Genomic DNA, 22,072 nt, shown 5'->3' with positions numbered 1-22,072 from the left:
TATTTAGATTGATTTTAAAGAAGCAAAAGTAACATAAAAGTTTAGAAGTAAAAAGATTTTCAGTTGTAGTTTTTAGTCTTAAGAAAAGATTAGCAATATCAAAGGCTTATCAGGTTAAGGCTTTTGTTTTTTTAGAATTTCAATGTCGTCTAGCAATCGGTCTATATCATCGGCCTTAGTTCCATCATAAAACCCTCGTATTTGGCGTTTTTTATCTATTAACATAAAGTTTTCGGTATGGATCATATCATACGCATCTCCGGTACCTGTTGTTTTTACGGCTAAATAAGACTTTCTAGCCAACTCGTATATCTGTTTTTTATCTCCTGTAACTAAATTCCATTTAGTGTCATTAACTCCTTTTTCAACAGCGTACTGTTTTAGTCGGTCTGGAGTATCTATTTCAGGGGTAACCGAGTGGGAGAGCAGCATGATGTCTGGGTCATTCAGTATTTCTTTTTGGACTTGTGCCATATGGTCGGTCATAATAGGACAAATGGTTTGGCAGGTTGTAAAAAAGAAATCGGCAACATAAATTTTATCCTTATAATCCTTTTGGGTAATGGTTTTGCCATTTTGATTCGTCAGGGAGAAATCAGCAATTTTATGATATTTCTTTTGATATTGAATGGTGCTGTCCACCAGTTCTGTACTTACCATAGCGGGTTGGTAAATAGGGAGCGGTTGGTATACATTCAGGGTGTTGTATATTATGGTAACAATAATAATTGATATGAAGGCAAAAACCAACGCAAACCATCTGTATGCTTTGAAAAACGATAACATGTGTTTGTGTGTAAAAATTATACGGAACAAAAATACGTTGAAACATCCACGTCTAAAAATTTAAACCAATAATAAGTGCATCTAACTCGTTATATGTCTATTAAAATAATACCCTCATCAAACTAGTCAGAGAACGGATGATATAAAGATGTTATGCCCATAAATTCTTGTTAAAAAGAAGGGTGAAATATAATTATCTTTCTAAAGTTGGTATAAAACGTTACTTTTGCACGATTATAAAAAATTGATTGTAACCATATGGAGTTTGTTATTAAAATATCTCAATTTTTATTGAGTCTTTCTTTGCTTATTGTTTTACACGAGTTGGGCCATTATATTCCTGCTAAGGCTTTTAAAACGAGAGTGGAGAAATTTTACTTGTTTTTCGACGTGAAGTTTTCACTTTTTAAAAAGAAGATTGGAGATACTGTTTACGGTATCGGTTGGTTGCCATTGGGGGGCTATGTGAAAATATCGGGGATGATTGATGAGAGCATGGATACCGAGCAAATGGCTAAACCACCCCAGCCTTGGGAGTTTCGTTCGAAACCAGCATGGCAACGTTTGATTATTATGTTGGGTGGGGTAACGGTTAACTTTGTTTTAGCCTTAATCATTTACATTTTTGCATCTTTTGCTTATGGAGATCAGGATATTTCTGTAGCAAGTATAAAAGGAGGGTATTTGATATCAAATCCATTATTATTGGATTTAGGTTTTAAAACGGGCGATAATATTATTGCTGTTGGAAAAACAGAAGTTGTGAATGAATCTGATATTAGGGCGAATATCTTAACTGCAGAATCCATTACTATTAGTAGAGATGGCCAACAGCAGACCATTAATTTGCCTGAAGATTTTTTAGGACAATTATCAACCAGTAAAGATAGAAGTCTTTTTGATTTAAGAATGCCTTTTATTGTTGGTCATGTAATAGATACATTGGCAAATAAATCGGCCGACCTAAAGAAAGGCGATCTTATAAAGTCTATAAACGGTGCGTCTGTAACATATTTTGACCAGGTAAAAGATATTTTACAACCCTTAAAAGGACAGGTTGTTGCAACAGAAATAGTCAGAGATGGGGAGTCTATGCTTGTTGATCTTCAAGTGGATGCTAACGGAATGCTTGGTATTCAACCGGGCGGTTCTATCAATACGTTTTCAGAGTTGGGGTATTTCGATATCACAAGAAAAGAATATAGCCTTGGAGAAAGTTTTGGTGTAGGTTATGATAAGTTCACTGGTCAAATCACGTCGTATTGGGGGCAATTGGGATTGATTTTTAGTCCAAGTACAGGTGCCTATAAAGGTGTTGGTGGCTTTAAAGCCATATTTGATATATTTCCAGCAACATGGAGCTGGGAGGCCTTCTGGAAAATTACCGCTTTCTTGTCCATCATGTTAGCTGTTTTAAACCTGTTACCAATACCTGCGTTAGATGGTGGGCATGTAATGTTTTTGCTATATGAAATGATATCTGGAAGAAAGCCTGGTGATAAATTTCTAGAGTACGCTCAAATGGTAGGGTTCTTTATATTAATAGCGTTAGTACTGTTTGCTAATGGAAACGATATATTTAAGGCCATATTTAATTAAACGCTTTATAAGTACAACTTGTTATGTGTTTTATGACGATATTGTTTAATCATGTTTATATTTAAAAGAAAGCTGAAACTCAAATATTTTAATTTGGGTTTCAGCTTTTTTGAGTGTGATAAATAGAACAGAAAAGAATAGGTTAAAGCGAAATAATTTATTTTGATTAAATTTTTTAAAATAATGTTTGTATAGTATAAAAATATATATATATTTGCACTCGCAAAAGCGAAAGGTTCTTTAAAATTTATAAGCTAGATGTGTTATCAGGATCTAAAAATAGATTCTAATATTACGAAAAAAGCTTAAACGATATAACCATAACACTCCTCCTTAGCTCAGTTGGTTAGAGCATTTGACTGTTAATCAAAGGGTCCTTGGTTCGAGCCCAAGAGGGGGAGCAAAATGAAACCCGATATGAAAATATCGGGTTTTTTTGTGCCTTGTTTTTACTATAAAACAGATGCATATGTTTTACAGAATAACATCTATGTTCTGTAAAATGGGGAATGTCTAGGGGGTGTATTGCATAAAAAAAGCATCGTGTAATGTCTAAAATGAAATCTACATATATAATAAGCATCAGTGCGATAAAGGGTCAAGCATTAATAGTGACGTAATATTTGATCTTATAACCTTCATGGATAGTCTCTTATTGAAATATAGGCTTGCTTATTTAGTGTCGCGTCGCATAAGCCTTATTAAAAATCGAGACTTAAACTTCTAACGCTGGCCTTATTTTGCTTAAGGAAATAATCTTTGGGACTAATGCCCGTTTGTTTTTTAAATGCGCTGTAGTAGGCTTTATAAGAGTTGAAGCCTACCTTTAAGGATAGCTCCTTTAACGATAAAGAGTTTAAGCCATCATCATCTATAAGGGCTAAACTGTCTTTTATCCTGCAATACTCTCTGTACTCTACAAAAGTGACTACAGCATGATATTTAAAAATATAATTAAGATGGCTTGTAGGAACGCGTATGGCTTTTGAAAAATCGGAAAATGAAAATCGTGAATTTCTAAAAGGATGTTCTTTAGTTACAAAATTTTCAATGTCAGAGATTAAAGGGAGAACTCTTTTTCTTATTTTTCGGCCTAGTTTTTTGTCTTCAATATTAGAAACATGTGCAAAATTAAAAATCCAAACGTGTTCATTAAAGATGTCTTGATTCTGGATCTTTGATTTGCGCTTTTTTAACTTTGGAAATCCACTCAGGATTTGGGGGTTGATTAAAATTTTACCATAAATAAGAAGCCAAGGGACGATAACCATAAATGAAAAGCTTTTGGCTTCAAAAAGATCATTAGACAGCTTTTCAAAAGAGATGGCATATAAAACCCTTAGAAATAAAAGGGATGTTATTATAAAAAGAAATAATGTCCAATTTTTTATAAGCTGATAATGTCTTTTTTCAATAAACTTGCGTGCCCCAGACTTCCAAAGTCCTTTATATAATGTACGAAAGGATAAGGTAGAATAAAACAGAATGAATAGAATTAAGCTTATAAATCGTAATTTTTGAAAAAAAGGATTGTCCAGAATTGGAAAAAAAGCTTGAAAAAAACTTAGAACTAAATGTAGTGCAGGATAAATAAGATGAATCAGGTCTTTTTTGTGTACACGTTTATAGTCTTTTAATAAAGATTTAAAATAAAGGTATAGCGCAGGAAATACAATAAGATAAATAGGAGAAATATATTTCGAATAGGATATGATATTGATGTCTGTTATTTCAAAAAAGCCTATTACCATATTTCTTATGGAGCATATAATAAAGGCTATTGCCAGATAGAAGTTTACAAAGATATTCGATCTATAAGAGCCTAACATCAATGATATTATAAACAGACCTAGGATGCCAATCAAAATTAAAGTTGCATTCACAAAAAAATGAGGCATGTGCTTTTAAATAAAAAAAATTAAGTAACTAAGGTTAATATAGCAAATTTACTAAAATAGATTAAGTGGAGTTGTTATAATGCTTGTTCATTTTGTGTAAAATTCGAGGCTTTTTTAAAATATGTGAAGTTGAAAGGTAGTGTTCATTTCTTTCTGTTAAGCTTGATATCAAAGACGTTATCGTTTATAACGACGGGAGAAGGTTGTGAATTCTCCCGTCGCTTTATAAAACAGGGCTTGTTTAAAGGTTTTTAATGTTTAAAGGCTCTTTTTTCTTGTAAGAACTTATTACAATCGTTTTTTATGTAGGATTGTAGCGTATGAGATGTAGAAAACAAAATTATAAATGTCTAAAAAAAAATAGACGCCATCTTTTCATAACTCAATCCAATTGTTCCGTTAAACGTTTAAAAACTTTTTTGGGGTTTTTGTTTTCATATAGAATTTCATAAACCGCATTGATAATAGGTAGTTGAGTTTTTTTCTTGTTTTTTTGGTTTAGCAAATGGGCGCTTTTTGTGGCGTAATACCCTTCGGCAACCATGCTCATTTCCATTTGAGCCGATTTTACAGTGTAGCCTTTTCCAATCATGTTACCGAACATACGATTTCTAGAAAATAAAGAATAGCCTGTAACCAACAAATCGCCCAAATAGGCCGAATTATTGATGTTGCGTTTCATTTTATGCATTTTCTTAATAAAGCGTTTCATTTCTCTAATGGCGTTGCTCATTAACACACTTTGGAAATTATCACCATAACCCAGGCCATGCGCTATTCCAGCAGCAATGGCATAAATGTTCTTTAGCATGACCGCATATTCCACGCCAATAATATCATCACTAATTTTGGTTTTGATATAATCACTAGATAAACTATCGGCAATGGCTTGTGCCCTTTCAGCATCAGAGCATGAAATGGTTAAATAGGACAAACGTTCTAAGGCCACTTCTTCAGAGTGGCAAGGCCCTGCGATAACCGCTAGATTTTCAAAGGGAATATTATAATGTTGATTAAAATGCTGCCCCAACAATAAACCCGTTTCAGGGATAATCCCTTTTACTGCAGAAACAATAGTTTTATTAGAAATATCGATATTTAATTTTTCCAATTCGCCATAAATAAAAGCGGAAGGAATTACGAAAATTAAAACATCGGCATAATCGGCTATTTCGTTTATATCGTTACTAAGTTTTAATTGCTCTAAATGAAACTCTACAGAGCTCAAGTAATTTGGATTGTGTTGCGCTTTCAATAAATGCTCTTTGGTGTAAACACTACGCATGTACCATCCTATTTCATCTAAGTTTTCACAAAGCATTTTCACTATGGCCGTTGCCCAGCTTCCGGCGCCAAAAACGGCATATTTTAAAGGTTCACTCATAATTTAGTATAAATTCTAATTTCAAAAATACATAAAATATTTCGCCATCATGTAGAATCAGGGAAATAGAGTTTAGAAAATAGACGATATAGAATTGAAATAAAATAAGACTTTACCTCACATGCATTATAGCCTAAATACTATATTTACGCAGGGGTTTAAACTTTTGGCACGTGTTTTGAAAACCCATACTATATAAATCATAATACCCATACGATATGAATACTATAAAATTACTTTCTAGCTTTGCTTTTGTAGCCATGCTTTTTACTTCTTGTTACACCGAAGTGGTTCATGACGATTATGTGGTTGAACCCCCCAGTATCTCCATACATCAGGTTTTAAATACACATGAATTATGGTATGTCGATATTAATGCCACAAAAGGCTATGGCGAAACGCCATTTTTGCAAAAAGCATTTACTGTGTCGTTTATAAACGGTGTGCTGTATGCCAATAATAATATTGTGGGTTTAGGTGATACGGGAAATGGATTTGGAATTCCTGTTGCAGATTACGATGCTTACAATATGGTTCTTGATGTACGACATGATGTTGACGGTTTTTCAAGTTTTGATGTATTCCAAATCAATAATAATACTCTTGAACTTTATGATATTAATAACGATACGTCTTATTTCTTAAAAGGATACCAACGTAGCAATTTTGATTATGATTTCGTGTTTTACGATAATATCCATTATTTTTTACAAGAGTATGATGCTTGGGAAAAAATATACACCAGTAACTTTGGTGCTATAAACGAATTTGATAATGAGAATTATTTACAATTTTTAGCAGGAGGAAACGATTCGGGGTTTAGGAGCTCACAAGATGTTAATGGTGTCCACGTTAATAATCTTTACTGGGATTATACGGGGCTTTATGGCGTTGGAAACGTAACTGGAAACATGTACCTTAAAACTTTAACATTAGATTATGATTTCTTCAACAATGAATATTTTGAATTGAGCGTTATAAATGATGGAAAGATAAAGTTATATCACCCCGCCTCTAAAACGGTTTATGAGTTTGTAGGTAGAGGTTATATTCAGTTTAAGAAATCGATTAATGAAAAAGGATCAAAGCCTGTTATAAAAGACAAAAAACGTAAATTTAAAAAAGATAAAGTAGAAAATCCGAGAGATTCCTCTCGAAAAATATAAACATATTTGGTTGGTTATTTAGTTTGGAAACCGTTTAAGGCTTATTATGCCTTAAACGGTTTATTTTTTAACGAAGTCCTATAATACACCCTCGATTATAGACATATCATGCTTTTATAATCTTATATACTTTTAATTTACTTGAAAAAGTCATGTATAATCGTGTTGTATTTATTATTTTGTGTTTAAATTTATAGAAAATCAAGTTAACCTTAAAAACAACAAAAACAATATGGGACTATTTTCATTTATTAAAAACGCAGGCGCAAAAGTTTTCGGAATAGGGAAAACAGATGCAGAAGAAGCTGCAGAGGTGTCGGCAGAAGCTGCTGCAGCAAAGTTGAAAGGAGAAGAAGCAGCTTCAAAAAAACTCGAGGAAACCATAGCAGATTTACAGCTAGTGGTTGAGCACTTGAATATTAAAATTAGTAACGACACTGCTACTGTTACGGGTGCTGCCCATGACCAATCTACTAAAGAAAAAGTTGTTTTGGTTGTTGGGAACTCTAATGGAATTGCAGCCGTTGATGACCAGATGACCGTTGAGAATCCAGAGCCAGAAGCTCAATTCTATACAGTGAAAAGTGGTGATACGCTTGGCAAAATAGCTAAAAAGTATTATGGTAATGCTATGAAATACCCTGTTATTTTTGAAGCAAATAAACCCATGCTTAAAAATCCGGATTTAATTTATCCTGGTCAAGTTTTAAGAATTCCACATTTAAATTAACGATGTGTATGTCACATTTAAAAGAGCCTTTACTGAAACAGTAAAGGCTCTTTTTATTTTTAAGCTAGCGTATGCAAAAAACAGGGTCTGATATCGGTTTAGATGCTGATAGGCTATTTTTCAACGCTTATCCAAGCGCCTTTTGTTCTCACTAAAAACTCATGATCATACATCGCTTCTGCCTGAACGCCAGGCAAGTAATAAGTGCCTAAATAAGAGGCATTCAACATGACATTGAATGTTTTCGTGCTATGTGTGCCTTTCTCTGCTAAATCAAAATAGAAGTTTACACGGTCGTCCCTAATATCTACATGTCGGGCTTGGCTTGTAGTGCTATCTCCAAAATCTGTAAAACGTGTGTTTACAATTTCCCAACCAGACGGAAAAATTTGGGTGAGGGCTACGTCGTTTACAGATTCATTTTTAAGATTGCTCACTTTTACCGTGGCAACAAAATCCTGACCTTGTAGTAATTTTGAAACATCGATTTTATTACCTTTTAAGTCCTTGTATTGCACAGAAACACTTAAACCACGCTGTTCTATCAATTCTTGGCCTAAGGGTAACTTGCCAGAATTTAAAACGCGAACGTAAACCATATTATCTTGGTTATTAGAAAACGATAGGGTATTTAAACCTTCAGAAACATTAAGTTTACGTTGAGATATTGCGCTTTTAGTGTCTATGTTTTCTTGCTTTCCGTTAAAAGTGTAATTGATCTTCAGGGCTTTACCGCCGTTGGTGTTCACCATTTTAGCCATGGAAAGTAAACTATAGGCCGTGGTTTGTGTGCTCATCCAACGATCGCTGGATAAATCTTTGGCTATAGATTCTGCAAGTTCTCGCATTTTTGGATTTTTGGTAAGTATCATGGTTTCTAAGGCCATTGCGCGATTTCTATCTACAGAACCGTAGGTGTAATAATGATACTCTTGAGGTTTAAAATGGATGTTTGCAGATTGTGAAATCTTATCGCTTGCTTCTTTTTGCCCTGCTAAAGCATAGGCTGCCGCCAATCGCCATTTTGCTTCGTTGGAAAGTTCTGGAAACTCCCGTAATCGATTCATGCTCGATAAATCTGGACTGCCGGCCAAAGCTAAGGTGTATAGCCTGTAAGCTTGAGCTAAATCGGAATTATAGATACGATAACTTGGTCTCCAATCTCTAGCCGCTTGTTTTTGGTATGACAACCAATTGCTTTTAAACGTTAGTGGTAATACAAAACCTTTCTTTTCAGCTTCAATCAAGAAATGACCCGCATAGCTGGTGCTCCAGTCATTAATACTGGTTTCTCCCATCCAATAGCTCATGCCGCCGTTGGGTCTTTGGTAATGCCCTAGGCGCTTAATGCCGCTTTCAATATTTTTTTGGATGTCTTGCTTTCTATCCTGAGTAAGGTCGAAAATATCATTTAAGAACAACTGTGGGAACACCGCTGAGGTAACCTGCTCTAAACACCCATGCGGGTATTGGATAAGGAATTGTAGCCTACGTGAAAAATCCATAGGAGGTAGGGTTGAAAACTCTACGGTTGCGGCATTGGTTCCCGCTACTCCAAAAGTGGAGAAATCCAAAGATTTTTGACCTTTTCCTTCTAAAACATTGTTAATGGATTTTGAGGAAACAGGATTCGGATTAAAAATATCTAGTTCTACATTATAAGTAGATTTTTCGCCATGGCCAGTGGCTATCACTTCAACACTACTAAAGCCTTTAGCTTTACTAACATCCAGTTCAAAATAGGCCATTTGTTCGTCTGGTCTTGTGAAATTCAAGGTTTTCTTAGAGTCACCTATTACAGAAATGCCATGGCTTAACTTTAAGCTAATAGCTACGTTTTTTACTTTAGGATCCATAGCAAAAACAGTTACGGGAAGGGTTACTTTTTCTCCCGGACTTAATTTTCGAGGTAGTGTGGCCAACACCATTAACGGTTTTTTTACTTGTACCGATTTCTCAGTGCTTCCGTAGGCCTCCGTGTCATTGTTTCCAGCAACCACCATGGTACGTACGGCACCAATATAATTGGGTAATTTAATGGTGTGGGTTTTATTTTTTCCTGCTTTTAGCGTAAAGGGCCCTAAGTAGGTTACTACAGGCTTGAAGCGGTTAGGCTTTTTGTTTTTCCCTGCTGCAGCATTACTATCGCCACCAATAGCAAATACTTGGTCTATACTACCAGAATAGGCTCCGATAACATCATCGAAAACATCCCAAGTTTTTACACCTAAAGCTTCTCGTTTATAAAATTCATCCCAAGCATTTGGGGTTTTAAAACGGGTAAGGTCCAATAAACCTTCTTCTACTACTGCAAGAGTATAAGTCATTGCCTTATTGTTTTTTTCAGAAACGGTAACTTTAAAATCCTGTTCTGGACGCAGTTCATCGGGCATTTTTAATTGCGGATACAGTTTTGTGTCTGGATTTTCCACCATGATAGGGATAACCCCATAAAGCCTAATAGGTAAATCGTTTGCTGTAATAGCATGTGGTTGTAATAATGAGATATTTACAAACACATTAGGAGCCATGTTTTTAGTAATCGGGATATTAACTACCGTTTCACCTTGTTGTGTTTTTATCCATTTGTAATCCAATATTTCAGAACCGTTTTCAATGCTTACTAACGCACGACCTTCGTTACCAGAGGCAAAAGTAAGTTTAGCGGTTTCGCCTACATTATAATGTTCCTTATCTGCCGCAAACACCAACATTTTAGCGGCGTCTTTATCGCTAGATGGTGCTTTTTGCCACCAGTTTTTATAAAAATAGGCAGTTCTTCCCGTGGCATGTCCGCTTACAGGGTCTTCAATTCTTATAAGATAGCGCCCGCGCTCATCATCAGGAATATTTAATTTGAAGGTTGCTTTTCCCTTTTCATCGGTGTTTATTTTGAAACTTGAATAAGGTCTGTGATAATTACTGGATACATAACTTGCCAAATCATCGTACGAGGAGTTCCACCACCAACGCCATTCTACCTTATAGATTTTTACTTCTAGGGTATTGCGTTTTACTGGTTTACCGTTAGCGTTTACTGTTACGACATTAAAATTTTGGTTTTCATCTGTAAAAAAAGACCCATAGGCATTGCCTTCGGGCGACTGTAAACCCACAAACGACTCGTATGGGGCATATTGTTTTGTAAAAGCATCCATGGAGAAATCGCCACCATTTTCAAAAGCACGAACTAAAAATTGAACATTAAGCATGCCTGGTGCATTTTTACCAACCGAAAGTTTGTTTGTAATCTTGGCTACGCCTTCTTCATTGACTTGACCTTCAAATACATTGATTTCTTCTGTTTCAAATTGCCGGGTAGGATCATTAAAAATATAATGTTTATAATTCTCGAAACCTGAATAAGAAGAGCTAAATTTCGCTTTAATTTCAGCTTTAAGATTTTTTCCAGGAGCCCCATGAAGCCATGTAACATCTAGAGCCCCTTTTAAGGGTTCTGTGCTTGTAAGTATTTCGTTTTCAAAATCGATTTTAATTTTTAAACGATTAGGTTTAACGGTTTCAATTTTTAAACCTTTATAAAAGATAGCGCCGCCAACAGATACTTTGGCATTATAATTTCCTGTTTTATCTTCTGTGGCTGTAGGAACGGTGAAGTTATAGAAGTTGTTGACATGGTCTTGGGTTACATTTTTATAAATCAACTTGCCGTTCGGGCCTGTAATTTCCATTTTAACAGGATGATCTTTAGGCAATTTATTATCGTTATCATTTAACATAAAGGCTAGGTGCAAGGTGTCGCCAGGGCGCCAAACACCACGTTCGCCATAAATATAGCCTTTTAGTCCACGCTGTAAACGATTTCCGGAAACATCAAATTTGCTAAGGGATAAAGAGTTACCGTCTTCTAGTTTCACATAAGTGGTGTTTTTTCCTTTTGTAACGACTGCAAACGCCGCTTTTTTATCAGAATCAATCACTATCATGCCTTCGGCATCAGTAGTTTTTCTAGTTATTTCTTGTTGCTGGAAATTATAGATGGCCACTGTGGCATTCGCTTCAGGTTGGGTGTTTAAAATATTGGTAACGGCAAAGAAATACGAGTTGTTTGCACCTTGTTTTGCAATAACACCTAAATTGGATGCCAGTAGGTTTTGAGATACTATTTTGTCTTCTCCATAATAGGCATCGTGGCATGGGTTATTTTCTTCGCGCCAGTTGTAATTGTAATCTTTATAGCGGTACGTGATGTTGTCCCAATAGGCTTCTTCACGTAATTCATCATCTTCCGAATAGCTAGCTTCACCTCCATCATAATACGCTTCATCCTCGTAGTCGTTATCATTATTTTCGGTATTTGTTGCATGGGAGGTGTTTTCACAATCGAAAAGCGAATAATTTTTATTAAAACTCAATTCTACTCGGTAAATAGCACCTGGGTCTGCTTTAAAGAATTTGGATAAATCGATACTGTAAGCTTTCCATTTCCCTGTGTTTTCTGCTGACGTTTGTAATGTTATCGTTTGTTTTGCAATACGTCTTCCTACCTTTTTTACATCGTAACCATATCCGCTGCCTAAGCTGTTATCTTGAAGAAATTGAAGCACATTATCTTCAAAAATCTTAATGATCCGTACATCGACATCACTTAAATTAACGGCTTCGAAGTTGAATTTTAATTGCTCGGAGTTGGGTAGAATAGAACCATTACTGATGAGTCTAACTTGAGGTTTTAGGTTTTCAAAGGTGATGGTTTCAGAAAAGGTTTTCTTAAGCTTATAGCCATCTGTATTGGAAATTCCTTGGAAAACATCCACTTGTATATCGCCTACCAGTTTGCTGCCGGGATAAACCTTTAACACATGGCCATCTACAATATATTTAGGGTTTTTAATATTTTGAATGCTAACTAAGCCATCAAAATTCTGTTGTTTTTTTAATGGGTCAGAAAAATTTATGGAAAGGTGTTGTTCTGGTGCTTGCGTAACGTCTAGAGCTACGACGGTAAAATGGTTAATGCCAGGAATAGTAATTTTGTTTTCTCCTTTATTGCTAGCCTTAATCGGTTTGCCGTTCCACTTGATAAGGATCTCACTATCTTCAATTAATCGGTTGATGCTATCGATCTTAAAGTCGAAAAACTTAGAGCTTTTGTTAAGTTCATTAAAAACAAGAGCAAGTTTTTTGCCATTTTGTGTAACTTCAACAAGAGATTTTGCATCTTTTAATGAAATAACATCGGCAGATTTTATAGTGCTTTCTAAATACTGCCATTTTTTGCTATAAGACTGAAGGTGGTTGGTTACCACGTTAAAATTAGGAGCAATGGTTTTAAACTGAAAGGTGTAATCCTCAAAACCCTTGGGTATATTTTTATAGATGTCGTTTAGTTTTACTGTAACCGTATACTCGGTATCGGGTTCTAAAGGCTCGTCGGGGGTGAAAAGGAGCGTGTGGGCATTACCTGCGGTTAATTGACCTTGTACATGAGGTTTTATGTTTAGAAGCTTGTCCGTTATTTTTTGTTCTATTTCCCAAGTTTCAACATCTTTTGCTAAACTGATTTGTATGGGGCTTGCTACAGAAATGACGCCTGACGTGGTATAGCTGATGTAATCTCTAAATTTATAAAGATTATCATTTTCTTCTGTATTCTCTTTACAAGAAAAAGTAAAGATGAGAAGGGCTATAAGGACGATTTGTTTTTTTATGGACATACTATGTTGGGTTTAGGTAAAAGAAAACTTGGGGTATTTTCGTTAGTATAAGACTATTTTGTTTATGGCAAAATTAAATATTTTTAAACCTAAAAAGCTTTTAGGCCCCTGTTTATTTATTTTGAGCCTTTAATTTTAGAATTAACTTATTGGAAACTGCCGACGTGGGATGTGTGTTTTATCCTTGTGTTTTTAGAAAAGCTTTAATTAAAACAGTATGTTATCAGCAATTTCACTGTATGTGGTTTTATAAAAGAACGAAATACAGGAGGTTTGGCCATACAATTTGGAATAGGGGAAGCCTTTATAAATAGTAGCTCTAGCTGCTGCGCGTCGAGAAGAGGTGGGGTTCGCCTGTAGGGGATAAATGCCATAAAAAAAAGACTTTATAAAAAGTAGTGCCCTATAAAATGAACGAAAATTATGAATAAAACTTGGGGAGCTTCAAGAAATGATGGATATCCGTTGGCTTAAGACAAGTTTGATTTATAGAAAAGGAACTTAAAAAACGAGGAAATATAAAAAACTAAAATTTAAAATAATAACTTTGGATTTCTGAGAGTAAATGCTTGAATGCCATAATTTAATACGGTTACACTATGCGAATAAATTCAGTAAAAAAAATAGTTTTATATACGCTCCTCGTTTTTTCTACATTAAGCGCTTATGCACAAGTAAAAGTTTCGGATACTTTAGCCAAAACATTACTGGTGGGTGTAGCTGGAAATGAGCCTTTCGTTTTTAATGAAAATCAAGCAGGTATTGCTGTTGAAATTTGGGATAATATCGCAGAAAAAAAAGATTGGGACTTTGAATATGTTCCTTTTGAAAATGTAGATGAAGCTTTACGAGCATTAAGTAAAGGAGAACTAGACTTGGTTGTTGGGCCGATAAGCATAACAGCAAAGCGGCTTGAAACGATGCGTTTTTCTCAACCGTTTTACAACTCTAGTATTTCTATAATTTCACGGATTGAAAACCAGAGCATTTGGCAGAAGGTAAAACCGCTTTTTAGTTTTAAACTAATAATGGCTGTGGCCATCTTTTTAATAATTCTTGCTATTGTGGGAACACTCCTTTGGTTAGCCGAGCGGAAACAATCACCAGAACAATTTTCTGAAGATCCTTTAAATGGGATTGGAACTGGAATGTGGCTAGCTATTGTAACCATGAGTACCACGGGGTATGGGGATAAAGCTCCAGTAACCGTCCTTGGCAGGATTATAGCGGGGTCTTGGATGATAATATCTATTATTTTTGCTACATCTATGGTGGCAGGAATAGCAAGCACCTTAACACTTTCTTCATTAGATTCTACAACAATCTCAAATATAGAGCAGCTTTCTGGACGTAAAGTAGCCACCATTTCGGGCTCGCCATCGGAGGCGTTTTTAAATAAATCTAAAATTAAAGAAGTTGGTTTAAGCGATTTAGACGAGGCTATCGCAGATTTAGAAAGTAAAAATGTAGAAGCAGTGGTGTACGATCGTCCTCAGTTATTGTATTTTATAAAAAACAATAAAAGCAAAAACTTATATATCAGCAAAGCAGAGTATTATAAGCAAGGGTATGGTTTTGCATTTTCAATACATTCAGGACTTATTTCAGAGGTGAACAGAACTTTGTTGGAACTTGCCGAAAATCAAGAGCTTGAAGAGATTATTCATTCCTATATTCAAAAAGATGAATAAGGTTTTGTATAATTTAATTATCATATTTAAGCCTTATTTGAGATTTGTGTTAACGGTAATAAAGGGAAGCGCGGTTTAAAACACTATGCGTTGTAAGTTAAAAAAGAACCTTGTCCCAAAACCAAATAAATGGAAGGAACAAGGTTTAATAAAAAAAAGATTAATAGCATGGCAAAGATGGGTAAAATTAATTTTGTAAGCAATTTCTAAGGCATACTTATGATTAGTTTTATTAACAAAATGTTAATTGTATTTTAGTTTTCTTAAAATCCGCATAGATTCTTTGTAAAGGATGTAAGATTCTACATTATATGCTTTTAAATGTGGTTTCGCTTCATTTAGCTTATCTACAGCCTCATGGAAGCTGTTTAGGTAGCAGATTAAATAAGTTATAGGTAGGTTTTTTAATTTTTGTTCTTCTTGTTTTGTAAGCGATAATCCTTTTTTGAGTTTTTCTAAAATAGCATTGTTAGTATTATAAATGCGGTGCAATATTTTTTTATCATATTGAGGTGCTTTGAACATTAACCTTGTTTCAATGGTATAACGCGCATTGTTATCAAAATTGATAATGGTTTCTTCTAAAGGGTAATATTGGGTTGAATTGTGGAGTCCTAAGTTTACATATTCTATAATTTTAAACGTATCATTATCTATCATAATCGTTACTTCGTCTAGAGTAGAGAAAAACAAACGCACTTGTTCATTGATCAACTCAATATCCACTCTCGAAAAATAGGCTTTACCATCAATGCTCTTTTTTTGTCCAGCCCAACAGATTACAAAATACTCTTTAAAAACCTTGTATTGCGGATTGTAATCTTTACGTTTTTGCATGAAATCAAACACCGCATTTAAGGTGTGCTCAATGTTGTTTTGGGCATTATTCTCAATAGCCTCTACTATTTTCGAGTTAACATCTTTTATTTCCACATCAAATACTTTGGGCATACTAATGCTGCCCTCTCTAAAAAAGACCGCACCGCTATAGTATTTCCATATGTTTTTCCGAAGGGAGGTTATTTTTCCAGTAGCCCTAATCGTGACTAATCCCACGACTTTATGATCGGGTAAGTGTGGGAAAGGGATGTTTTCATATTGCACAATAGGTGGGTTTGTTAAATACGCATTGATGAGGTTTTGGATTTTACTATCATCGAAAAAGTCGACCCCAATAATGGTATTGTCTTCATCCTTGATACCTATAACGATATAAGAATTATTTTCTGGGTTACTGTTGGAAAGGGCACAAATGTGTTTTAGAAACTTTCCTTTTCCTTCTGTTTGCCCAATATCTATTTTTAGCTTCTTATCATAGAAACTGTTCTCATCATTGTGTGCTAAAAGGTGTTTTATGAGTAGGCGTTTGTTAATCATTTTTTGTGATTCTTCTAAGTTAAGAATCCTATCGTTGTTGGTTTAAAACTCTTTTTTTATTGTAACGCTATTGGCTTGTGCAGTGGGAAAGACCAAAAGGTCTGCAATATTTACATGTGCTGGTCTCGAAACAGCAAAGTAAATTATTTCGGCAATATCTTCAGCTTGCAAAGCTTTAAAGCCCTTGTAAACCTTATCAGCTTCTTTGTTGCCTTTAAAACGAACTTTTGAAAACTCGGTTTCTACCAGCCCAGGGTTAATGGCCGTAACTTTTATTCCAAACGGATTCAAATCTATGCGCATGCCCTCGGTAAGAGCTAAAACAGCATGTTTGCTTGCGCAATATACATTCCCTTTTGGATAAACTTCTTTTCCTGCCGAAGAACCAATATTTATAATATGTCCTGATTGTCTTTCCGTCATCTGCGGAATAATAGCCTTGCTCACATATAGCAACCCCTTTATATTAATATCTATCATGGCATCCCAATCTTCAATTTTACCTAGATGTATAGGGTCTAATCCGTGCGCGTTTCCTGCGTTATTTATAAGAATGTCGATAGAACTAAAAGGATTTGGTAAGGATTCAATGGCTTTGAGGGTTTCGGTCTTATTGCTCACATCAAAATTAAGGATGTAAACCTCACAAAACATTTCTAGGGCTTTTTTTATGGAAAGCAAACGTTCCAAACGCCTCCCGCAGAGCACAAGATTAATGCCGTGCTTGGCAAATTTATATGCGGTTGCTTCTCCAATGCCGCTAGTGGCTCCTGTAATTAAAGCAGTTTTCTTCATTTTAGGTATGCATGTGTTAGTGGCATGAATATAAAATTTTTTTGTTCAAAAAACACTCGAAACACTTTAAATATTTATAATAGGCATAGAGTTAGAGGGTTATGCTTATTTGCTTTAACCAATTATTAACGGCAGGCTTAAATTATTTTAACCAATCTTTAACAGGCTTCGAAGAAAAATTTTAACAATTTGCAATGCTCAAGAAAAGAACAGTATATTCGAGCCATAAAATTTTAAAATAATGGAAGAAACAGGGACAGTTGATATTAAGACCATTAACGAAAAAATTGAAAGAGAAAGTGCTTTTGTCGATTTACTCATGCTAGAAATGAATAAAGTCATTGTGGGTCAAAAGTATATGGTAGAACGGTTGCTTATAGGCCTGTTGGGACAAGGCCATATCTTATTGGAGGGTGTTCCTGGTTTAGCAAAAACCTTGGCGATAAACACCTTGGCGCAAGCAGTAGATGGTAGTTTTAGTAGAATACAGTTTACACCAGACTTATTGCCTGCAGATGTTACAGGTACTTTGATTTATAATATGAAAGTCAATGATTTTTCAATAAAAAAGGGTCCTATTTTCGCAAACTTCGTTCTTGCCGATGAAATTAATAGAGCACCAGCAAAAGTACAATCTGCACTATTAGAAGCAATGCAAGAAAAGCAAGTGACTATTGGAGACGAAACGTTTGTCTTAGATAAGCCTTTTTTAGTAATGGCTACACAGAACCCTGTTGAGCAGGAAGGTACGTATCCTTTACCAGAAGCTCAGGTAGACCGTTTTATGTTAAAAACGGTTATTGATTATCCCAAAATTGCTGAAGAACAACTTATTATGAGGGCTAATATGAAAGGGTCTTGGGAAAAAGTAAACCCAGTAATATCCGTTGCTCAAATACTTAGGGCACAAGAGGTGGTACGTGAGGTTTATATGGATGAGAAAATTGAAAAATATATTCTGGATATTATTTTTGCAACACGTTATCCAGAAAAATATAGACTTGCCGATTTAAAGCCATTAATTTCTTTTGGAGCATCCCCTCGTGGGAGTATCAATTTAGCAGTGGCCGCAAAGTGTTACGCGTTTATCAAGCGCCGTGGATATGTTATTCCAGAAGATGTTCGTGCTGTGGTTTATGATGTATTACGACATAGAATAGGTATTACATATGAAGCAGAAGCTGAAAACATAACATCTGTTGATATTATCAATAAAATCGTTAACGAAATTGAGGTCCCCTAGAATTTCAGATTTTAGAATGACACATAACGAATTGCGATGCCTTTTTAGTAAAGCTGTCGTAAATCAAAAATCGTAAATTCAAAAGATGGATACTAAAGACTTACTAAAAAAAGTACGAAAAATAGAGATTAAGACACGTCGCTTGTCTGATCATATTTTTGGAGGGGAATATCATTCTACATTCAAGGGGCGTGGTATGACTTTTAGTGAGGTGCGGCAGTATCAATTTGGGGATGATGTTAGAAATATCGATTGGAACGTAACGGCTCGTTACCATGAACCTTATATTAAGGTTTTTGAAGAAGAGCGCGAACTAACCATGTTGTTAATGGTAGATGTTTCGGGTTCGGAGCTTTTTGGAACTGATACCCAATTTAAAAATGAAGTAGTTACCGAAATTGCTGCAACTTTGGCCTTTTCGGCTACACAAAATAATGATAAAATCGGGCTTATCTTATTTTCTGATAAGGTAGAGCTTTATATTCCGCCCAAAAAAGGGCGCTCGCATGTATTGCGGATCATAAGAGAATTGATAGAATTTAAACCAGAAAGTAAAAGAACGAATTTGGCTGAAGCTTTAAAGTTCATGCAAAGCGTAATGAAGAAAAAAGCCATTGTATTTGTGCTTTCCGATTTTATAACAGAAGATTACCATCAAACTATGAAAATAGTTTCTAAAAAGCATGATGTTACAGGTATCCGGGTTTATGATAAACATGAAGAAACGATACCAAACTTAGGCATGGTTCAAATGCAGGATGAGGAAACAGGCGAATTGATGTTGGTAAACACTGCTTCTAAAAAAGTAAGGCTTAATTACGGTAAGTTTTATCAAGAAAAAGTAAATTACTTTAAAGACAGTTTCACCAAGTCTGGAGCGGGCGTTATAGATTGTCGTGTAGATGAAAGTTATGTAAAAAAGTTGTTGGGATATTTTAAACGAAGAAATTAAGAATTACAATTTATGAATTACGATCTTAGGTTTATAAAAAAAACAGCTTCCGTTTTCGGTCTTCGGTTTCCGGTTTTCGGTAACCCAAAAACTGTCGGGATCTCTTTGTTCTTTTTTCTGTATACTTTCTTTTTATTTGCCCAAGTTACCGTTACTACAGATTCTACATCCATAAAAATTGGAGAACAAATCACTTATGCCATACAAGTTGAAGCCGATTCTGCAAGTGTTGTGGTATTTCCTGAAGGACAATCATTTTCTCCTTTAGAAATGATAGAATCTTACGTTGTCGATACCATAAAAAATAAGGACAGATACAATCTTATTAAAAGATATGGCTTAACGCAGTTCGATTCTGGGGCTTATACAATTCCTCAGCAAAAAGTTGTCATCGGCAATAAAACAATTCTCACCGATTCTATGCAGGTGGAGGTTCGTAACATCATTATAGACACTACCAAACAAGGGCTTTACGATGTTAAGCCGATAATGGAGGTTAACAAATCCTCTAATAATTGGTGGCAGTATGTTTTGCTGGCTTTATTGGTAATAGGGAGTATTGGTTTTACATTATATTGGTTTATTTGGCGAAAAAAACCATTGTCTGAAGAAGAAAAGATAGCCTTATTACCCCCATACGATAGAGCTAAAATGGCCTTGAAGAAACTGGATGAAAGTCTTTATTTAGAACATGAAAACCTTAAGGATTACTATTCAGAATTAACATTTATCATTAGAAAATATTTGGATGAAAAAGTATATGATCGTGCATTGGAAAGTACAACCGATGAGCTTATTCATAGACTTAATTTACTAAAAGACGGTAATCAAATAGATCTTAGTAAAGAGGATATTAAAAACTTAGAAAGTATTTTAAAACGAGCCGACTTGGTTAAATTTGCCAAATCTGCACCAGATGTTGAACTTGCCAAACTAGATAGGAAAACCATTGATCTAGAAATCGATAATGTAAAAGAAGCTTTGCCAGAACCCACAGAGGAAGAAAAACTTTTAGATGAGAAATATAGAGAAGACCAAGAGCGTAAAACAAAACGTCGAAAAATAATCCTTACTGTAGCTGTTGCCATTCTTTTGCTTATTGGGGTAGGAGTTGGTTTTTCAATAAAATATGGTTTTAATTATGTGAAAGACACTGTTTTGGGGCATGAAAGCAAAGCGCTTTTAGAAGGTACTTGGGTGTCTAGTGACTATGGTGTGCCACCAGTAAGTATACGTACGCCAAAAGTGTTGAAAAGAATGCAGCCACCTATACCAGAAGAGGCTAAGCAGGAAGTAGATATGACTATGTTTGGATATGGTAGTCTGGTGGAGGGGTTTAATGTTGCCGTAATAACAACAGTGCTTAAAAATTTAGGTGAAAATAAGATAGACCTCGAACAAATTGCAGAACAGAGTATTAAAATGATGGAGAACCAAGGCGTGGAAAATATGTTAGTAAAAGCCGATACGTTTGTCACCCCTAATGGAGCAGAAGGCTTAAAAACTTATGGAACAGGCGATTTTCCTTCATTGGTTCCAGATAGGAAAGAAACAGGCAATTATATTGTATTGGTGTTTAATGCCGAAAACGTGATACAGCAAATTGTGCTAACATGGAAAAAAGAAGATCGCTATGCTGATCAGATTGTGGATCGCATTTTAAATTCCATAGAACTTAAAAAAGTAGAAGACTGATGTTTGGAGGCATAGAATTTTTAAATAAAGAATTTTTTTGGTTGTTTTTATTACTGCCATTAATAATACTGTGGTATGTTTTAAAAATAAACAAACAAACGGCAGAGCTTAAAATATCTAGTTTAAAAGGATTCCAGGTTACCCAGTCTTGGCTGCCAAAACTAAGACATGGCTTAATTGTTTTACGCGTAGTGGCTTTGGCCTTATTGATTACGGCTTTAGCAAGACCCCAAACGGTAGATGTGTCTTCTCGAACAAAAACTACGCGCGGCATCGATATTGTTATGGCCATGGATATATCTGGAAGTATGCGTGCAGAAGACTTAAAGCCTAACCGATTGGAAGCTTTAAAACGAGTGGCCGCAGCGTTTGTGAAAGATCGGCCGAACGACCGTATAGGCCTAGTGGAATATGCTGGCGAAGGCTATACAAGAACCCCGATTACTAGTGATAAGGGCATTGTATTGAGGTCTTTAAATGAAATCGATTTTAGCACGGTTTTAGAAGATGGTACGGCCATAGGTACTGGTTTAGGAATAGCCGTTAATAGATTGAAAGATAGCGAAGCCAAAGGAAAGGTGATTATTTTATTAACCGACGGTGTTAATAATTCTGGTTTTATAGACCCTAAAACGGCGAGCGAACTGGCAGCAGAATACGATATAAAAGTCTATACTATTGGTTTGGGAACCAATGGCATGGCAATGTTTCCAGCCATGACCAGAAATGGAGATATACAGCGTATTAGGGTACAGGTTGAAATTGATGAGGCTTTACTTAAAGAAATAGCTTTAGTAACAGGAGGCAAGTATTTTAGAGCTACCGATAATAATAAGTTGGCGGAAATCTATGATGAAATAAATAAACTTGAAAAAACAGATGTTGAAGAGTTTAAATATTACAACTATGAAGAAATGTACCGCCCATTAGTACTTCTAGCAGGTTTTTTATTAATACTGGAGCTTTTGGGACGTTTTACCTTGTTTAGGAGTTTTGTATAGACGCTGCTTCGTCATTTGTAAAGATTTTGATCGCTATAAAACGTAAATCCTTGAAAATTAATAAAGATTAACATTAA

General features: G+C 35.3%; 14 protein-coding genes and 1 tRNA gene. 9 read left to right on the top strand and 6 right to left on the bottom strand.

All coding sequences use genetic code 11. The annotated features are described in order from the left end of the window. Positions 1-114: 114 nt before the first annotated feature. Positions 115-786 (bottom strand): SCO family protein, encoded by a 672-nt coding sequence (locus ACFFU9_RS00175; protein WP_379859333.1) that lies wholly within the window; start codon positions 784-786, stop codon positions 115-117. Positions 787-1,044: 258 nt separating this feature from the next. Between ACFFU9_RS00175 and rseP the strand changes: the two genes are divergently transcribed. Beyond that, the gene (gene rseP, locus ACFFU9_RS00170) at positions 1,045-2,385 is read left to right on the top strand and encodes an RIP metalloprotease RseP (RefSeq protein ID WP_379859332.1); all 1,341 of its coding nucleotides are present in this window, start codon (positions 1,045-1,047) and stop codon (positions 2,383-2,385) included. Between the two features lie 327 nt (positions 2,386-2,712). Then, a tRNA-Asn gene (locus ACFFU9_RS00165) sits at positions 2,713-2,786 on the top strand. 300 nt (positions 2,787-3,086) lie between these two features. Here the strand turns inward: ACFFU9_RS00165 and ACFFU9_RS00160 are convergent. Next, positions 3,087-4,283, bottom strand: coding sequence for a helix-turn-helix domain-containing protein (locus ACFFU9_RS00160; RefSeq protein ID WP_379859331.1), 1,197 nt, complete (start codon positions 4,281-4,283; stop codon positions 3,087-3,089). A gap of 382 nt (positions 4,284-4,665) precedes the next feature. Continuing rightward, complete coding sequence (locus ACFFU9_RS00155; RefSeq protein WP_379859330.1) at positions 4,666-5,667, bottom strand: NAD(P)H-dependent glycerol-3-phosphate dehydrogenase; 1,002 nt, start codon at positions 5,665-5,667, stop codon at positions 4,666-4,668. A gap of 218 nt (positions 5,668-5,885) precedes the next feature. Here ACFFU9_RS00155 and ACFFU9_RS00150 point away from each other — a divergent pair, with 218 nt between their 5' ends. Further along, positions 5,886-6,833, top strand: a complete 948-nt coding sequence (locus ACFFU9_RS00150) for a nicotinic acid mononucleotide adenyltransferase (RefSeq protein WP_379859329.1) — start codon at positions 5,886-5,888, stop codon at positions 6,831-6,833. 232 nt (positions 6,834-7,065) lie between these two features. Continuing rightward, on the top strand, positions 7,066-7,563 hold the full coding sequence (lysM, locus tag ACFFU9_RS00145) for a peptidoglycan-binding protein LysM (protein ID WP_379859328.1): 498 nt from the start codon (positions 7,066-7,068) through the stop codon (positions 7,561-7,563). A 113-nt stretch (positions 7,564-7,676) separates the two neighbouring features. Here lysM and ACFFU9_RS00140 read toward each other — a convergent pair whose 3' ends face one another. Beyond that, positions 7,677-13,241, bottom strand: coding sequence for an alpha-2-macroglobulin family protein (locus tag ACFFU9_RS00140; protein ID WP_379859327.1), 5,565 nt, complete (start codon positions 13,239-13,241; stop codon positions 7,677-7,679). A 599-nt stretch (positions 13,242-13,840) separates the two neighbouring features. On the opposite strand from ACFFU9_RS00140, the gene ACFFU9_RS00135 reads away from it, so the two are divergent. Continuing rightward, the gene (locus ACFFU9_RS00135; protein ID WP_379859326.1) at positions 13,841-14,932 is read left to right on the top strand and encodes a transporter substrate-binding domain-containing protein; all 1,092 of its coding nucleotides are present in this window, start codon (positions 13,841-13,843) and stop codon (positions 14,930-14,932) included. Between the two features lie 243 nt (positions 14,933-15,175). Here ACFFU9_RS00135 and ACFFU9_RS00130 read toward each other — a convergent pair whose 3' ends face one another. Beyond that, positions 15,176-16,309 (bottom strand): ATP-binding protein, encoded by a 1,134-nt coding sequence (locus ACFFU9_RS00130; protein ID WP_379859325.1) that lies wholly within the window; start codon positions 16,307-16,309, stop codon positions 15,176-15,178. Positions 16,310-16,351: 42 nt separating this feature from the next. After that, positions 16,352-17,104, bottom strand: a complete 753-nt coding sequence (locus ACFFU9_RS00125) for an SDR family NAD(P)-dependent oxidoreductase (RefSeq protein ID WP_379859324.1) — start codon at positions 17,102-17,104, stop codon at positions 16,352-16,354. 241 nt (positions 17,105-17,345) lie between these two features. On the opposite strand from ACFFU9_RS00125, the gene ACFFU9_RS00120 reads away from it, so the two are divergent. The 4 genes from ACFFU9_RS00120 to ACFFU9_RS00105 all read left to right on the top strand — a co-directional run bounded on the left by ACFFU9_RS00120 (position 17,346) and on the right by ACFFU9_RS00105 (position 21,995). Next, positions 17,346-18,347, top strand: a complete 1,002-nt coding sequence (locus ACFFU9_RS00120) for an AAA family ATPase (protein WP_379859323.1) — start codon at positions 17,346-17,348, stop codon at positions 18,345-18,347. An 85-nt stretch (positions 18,348-18,432) separates the two neighbouring features. After that, entirely contained in the window at positions 18,433-19,299 is an 867-nt protein-coding gene (locus tag ACFFU9_RS00115; protein WP_379859322.1) for a DUF58 domain-containing protein, read from the top strand. Positions 19,300-19,311: 12 nt separating this feature from the next. After that, entirely contained in the window at positions 19,312-20,994 is a 1,683-nt protein-coding gene (locus ACFFU9_RS00110; protein ID WP_379859321.1) for a hypothetical protein, read from the top strand. Further along, complete coding sequence (locus ACFFU9_RS00105; protein ID WP_379859320.1) at positions 20,994-21,995, top strand: vWA domain-containing protein; 1,002 nt, start codon at positions 20,994-20,996, stop codon at positions 21,993-21,995. The genes ACFFU9_RS00110 and ACFFU9_RS00105 overlap by 1 nt, the downstream gene beginning before the upstream one ends. Positions 21,996-22,072 lie beyond the last annotated feature (77 nt).

It is taken from the genome of Mariniflexile ostreae (genome assembly GCF_042427585.1).
GTDB classification, from domain to species: Bacteria; Bacteroidota; Bacteroidia; order Flavobacteriales; family Flavobacteriaceae; genus Pseudalgibacter; species Pseudalgibacter ostreae.
The sequence above is the reverse complement of the archived record's forward strand: the minus strand, read 5'-3'. Positions and strand labels throughout refer to the sequence as shown.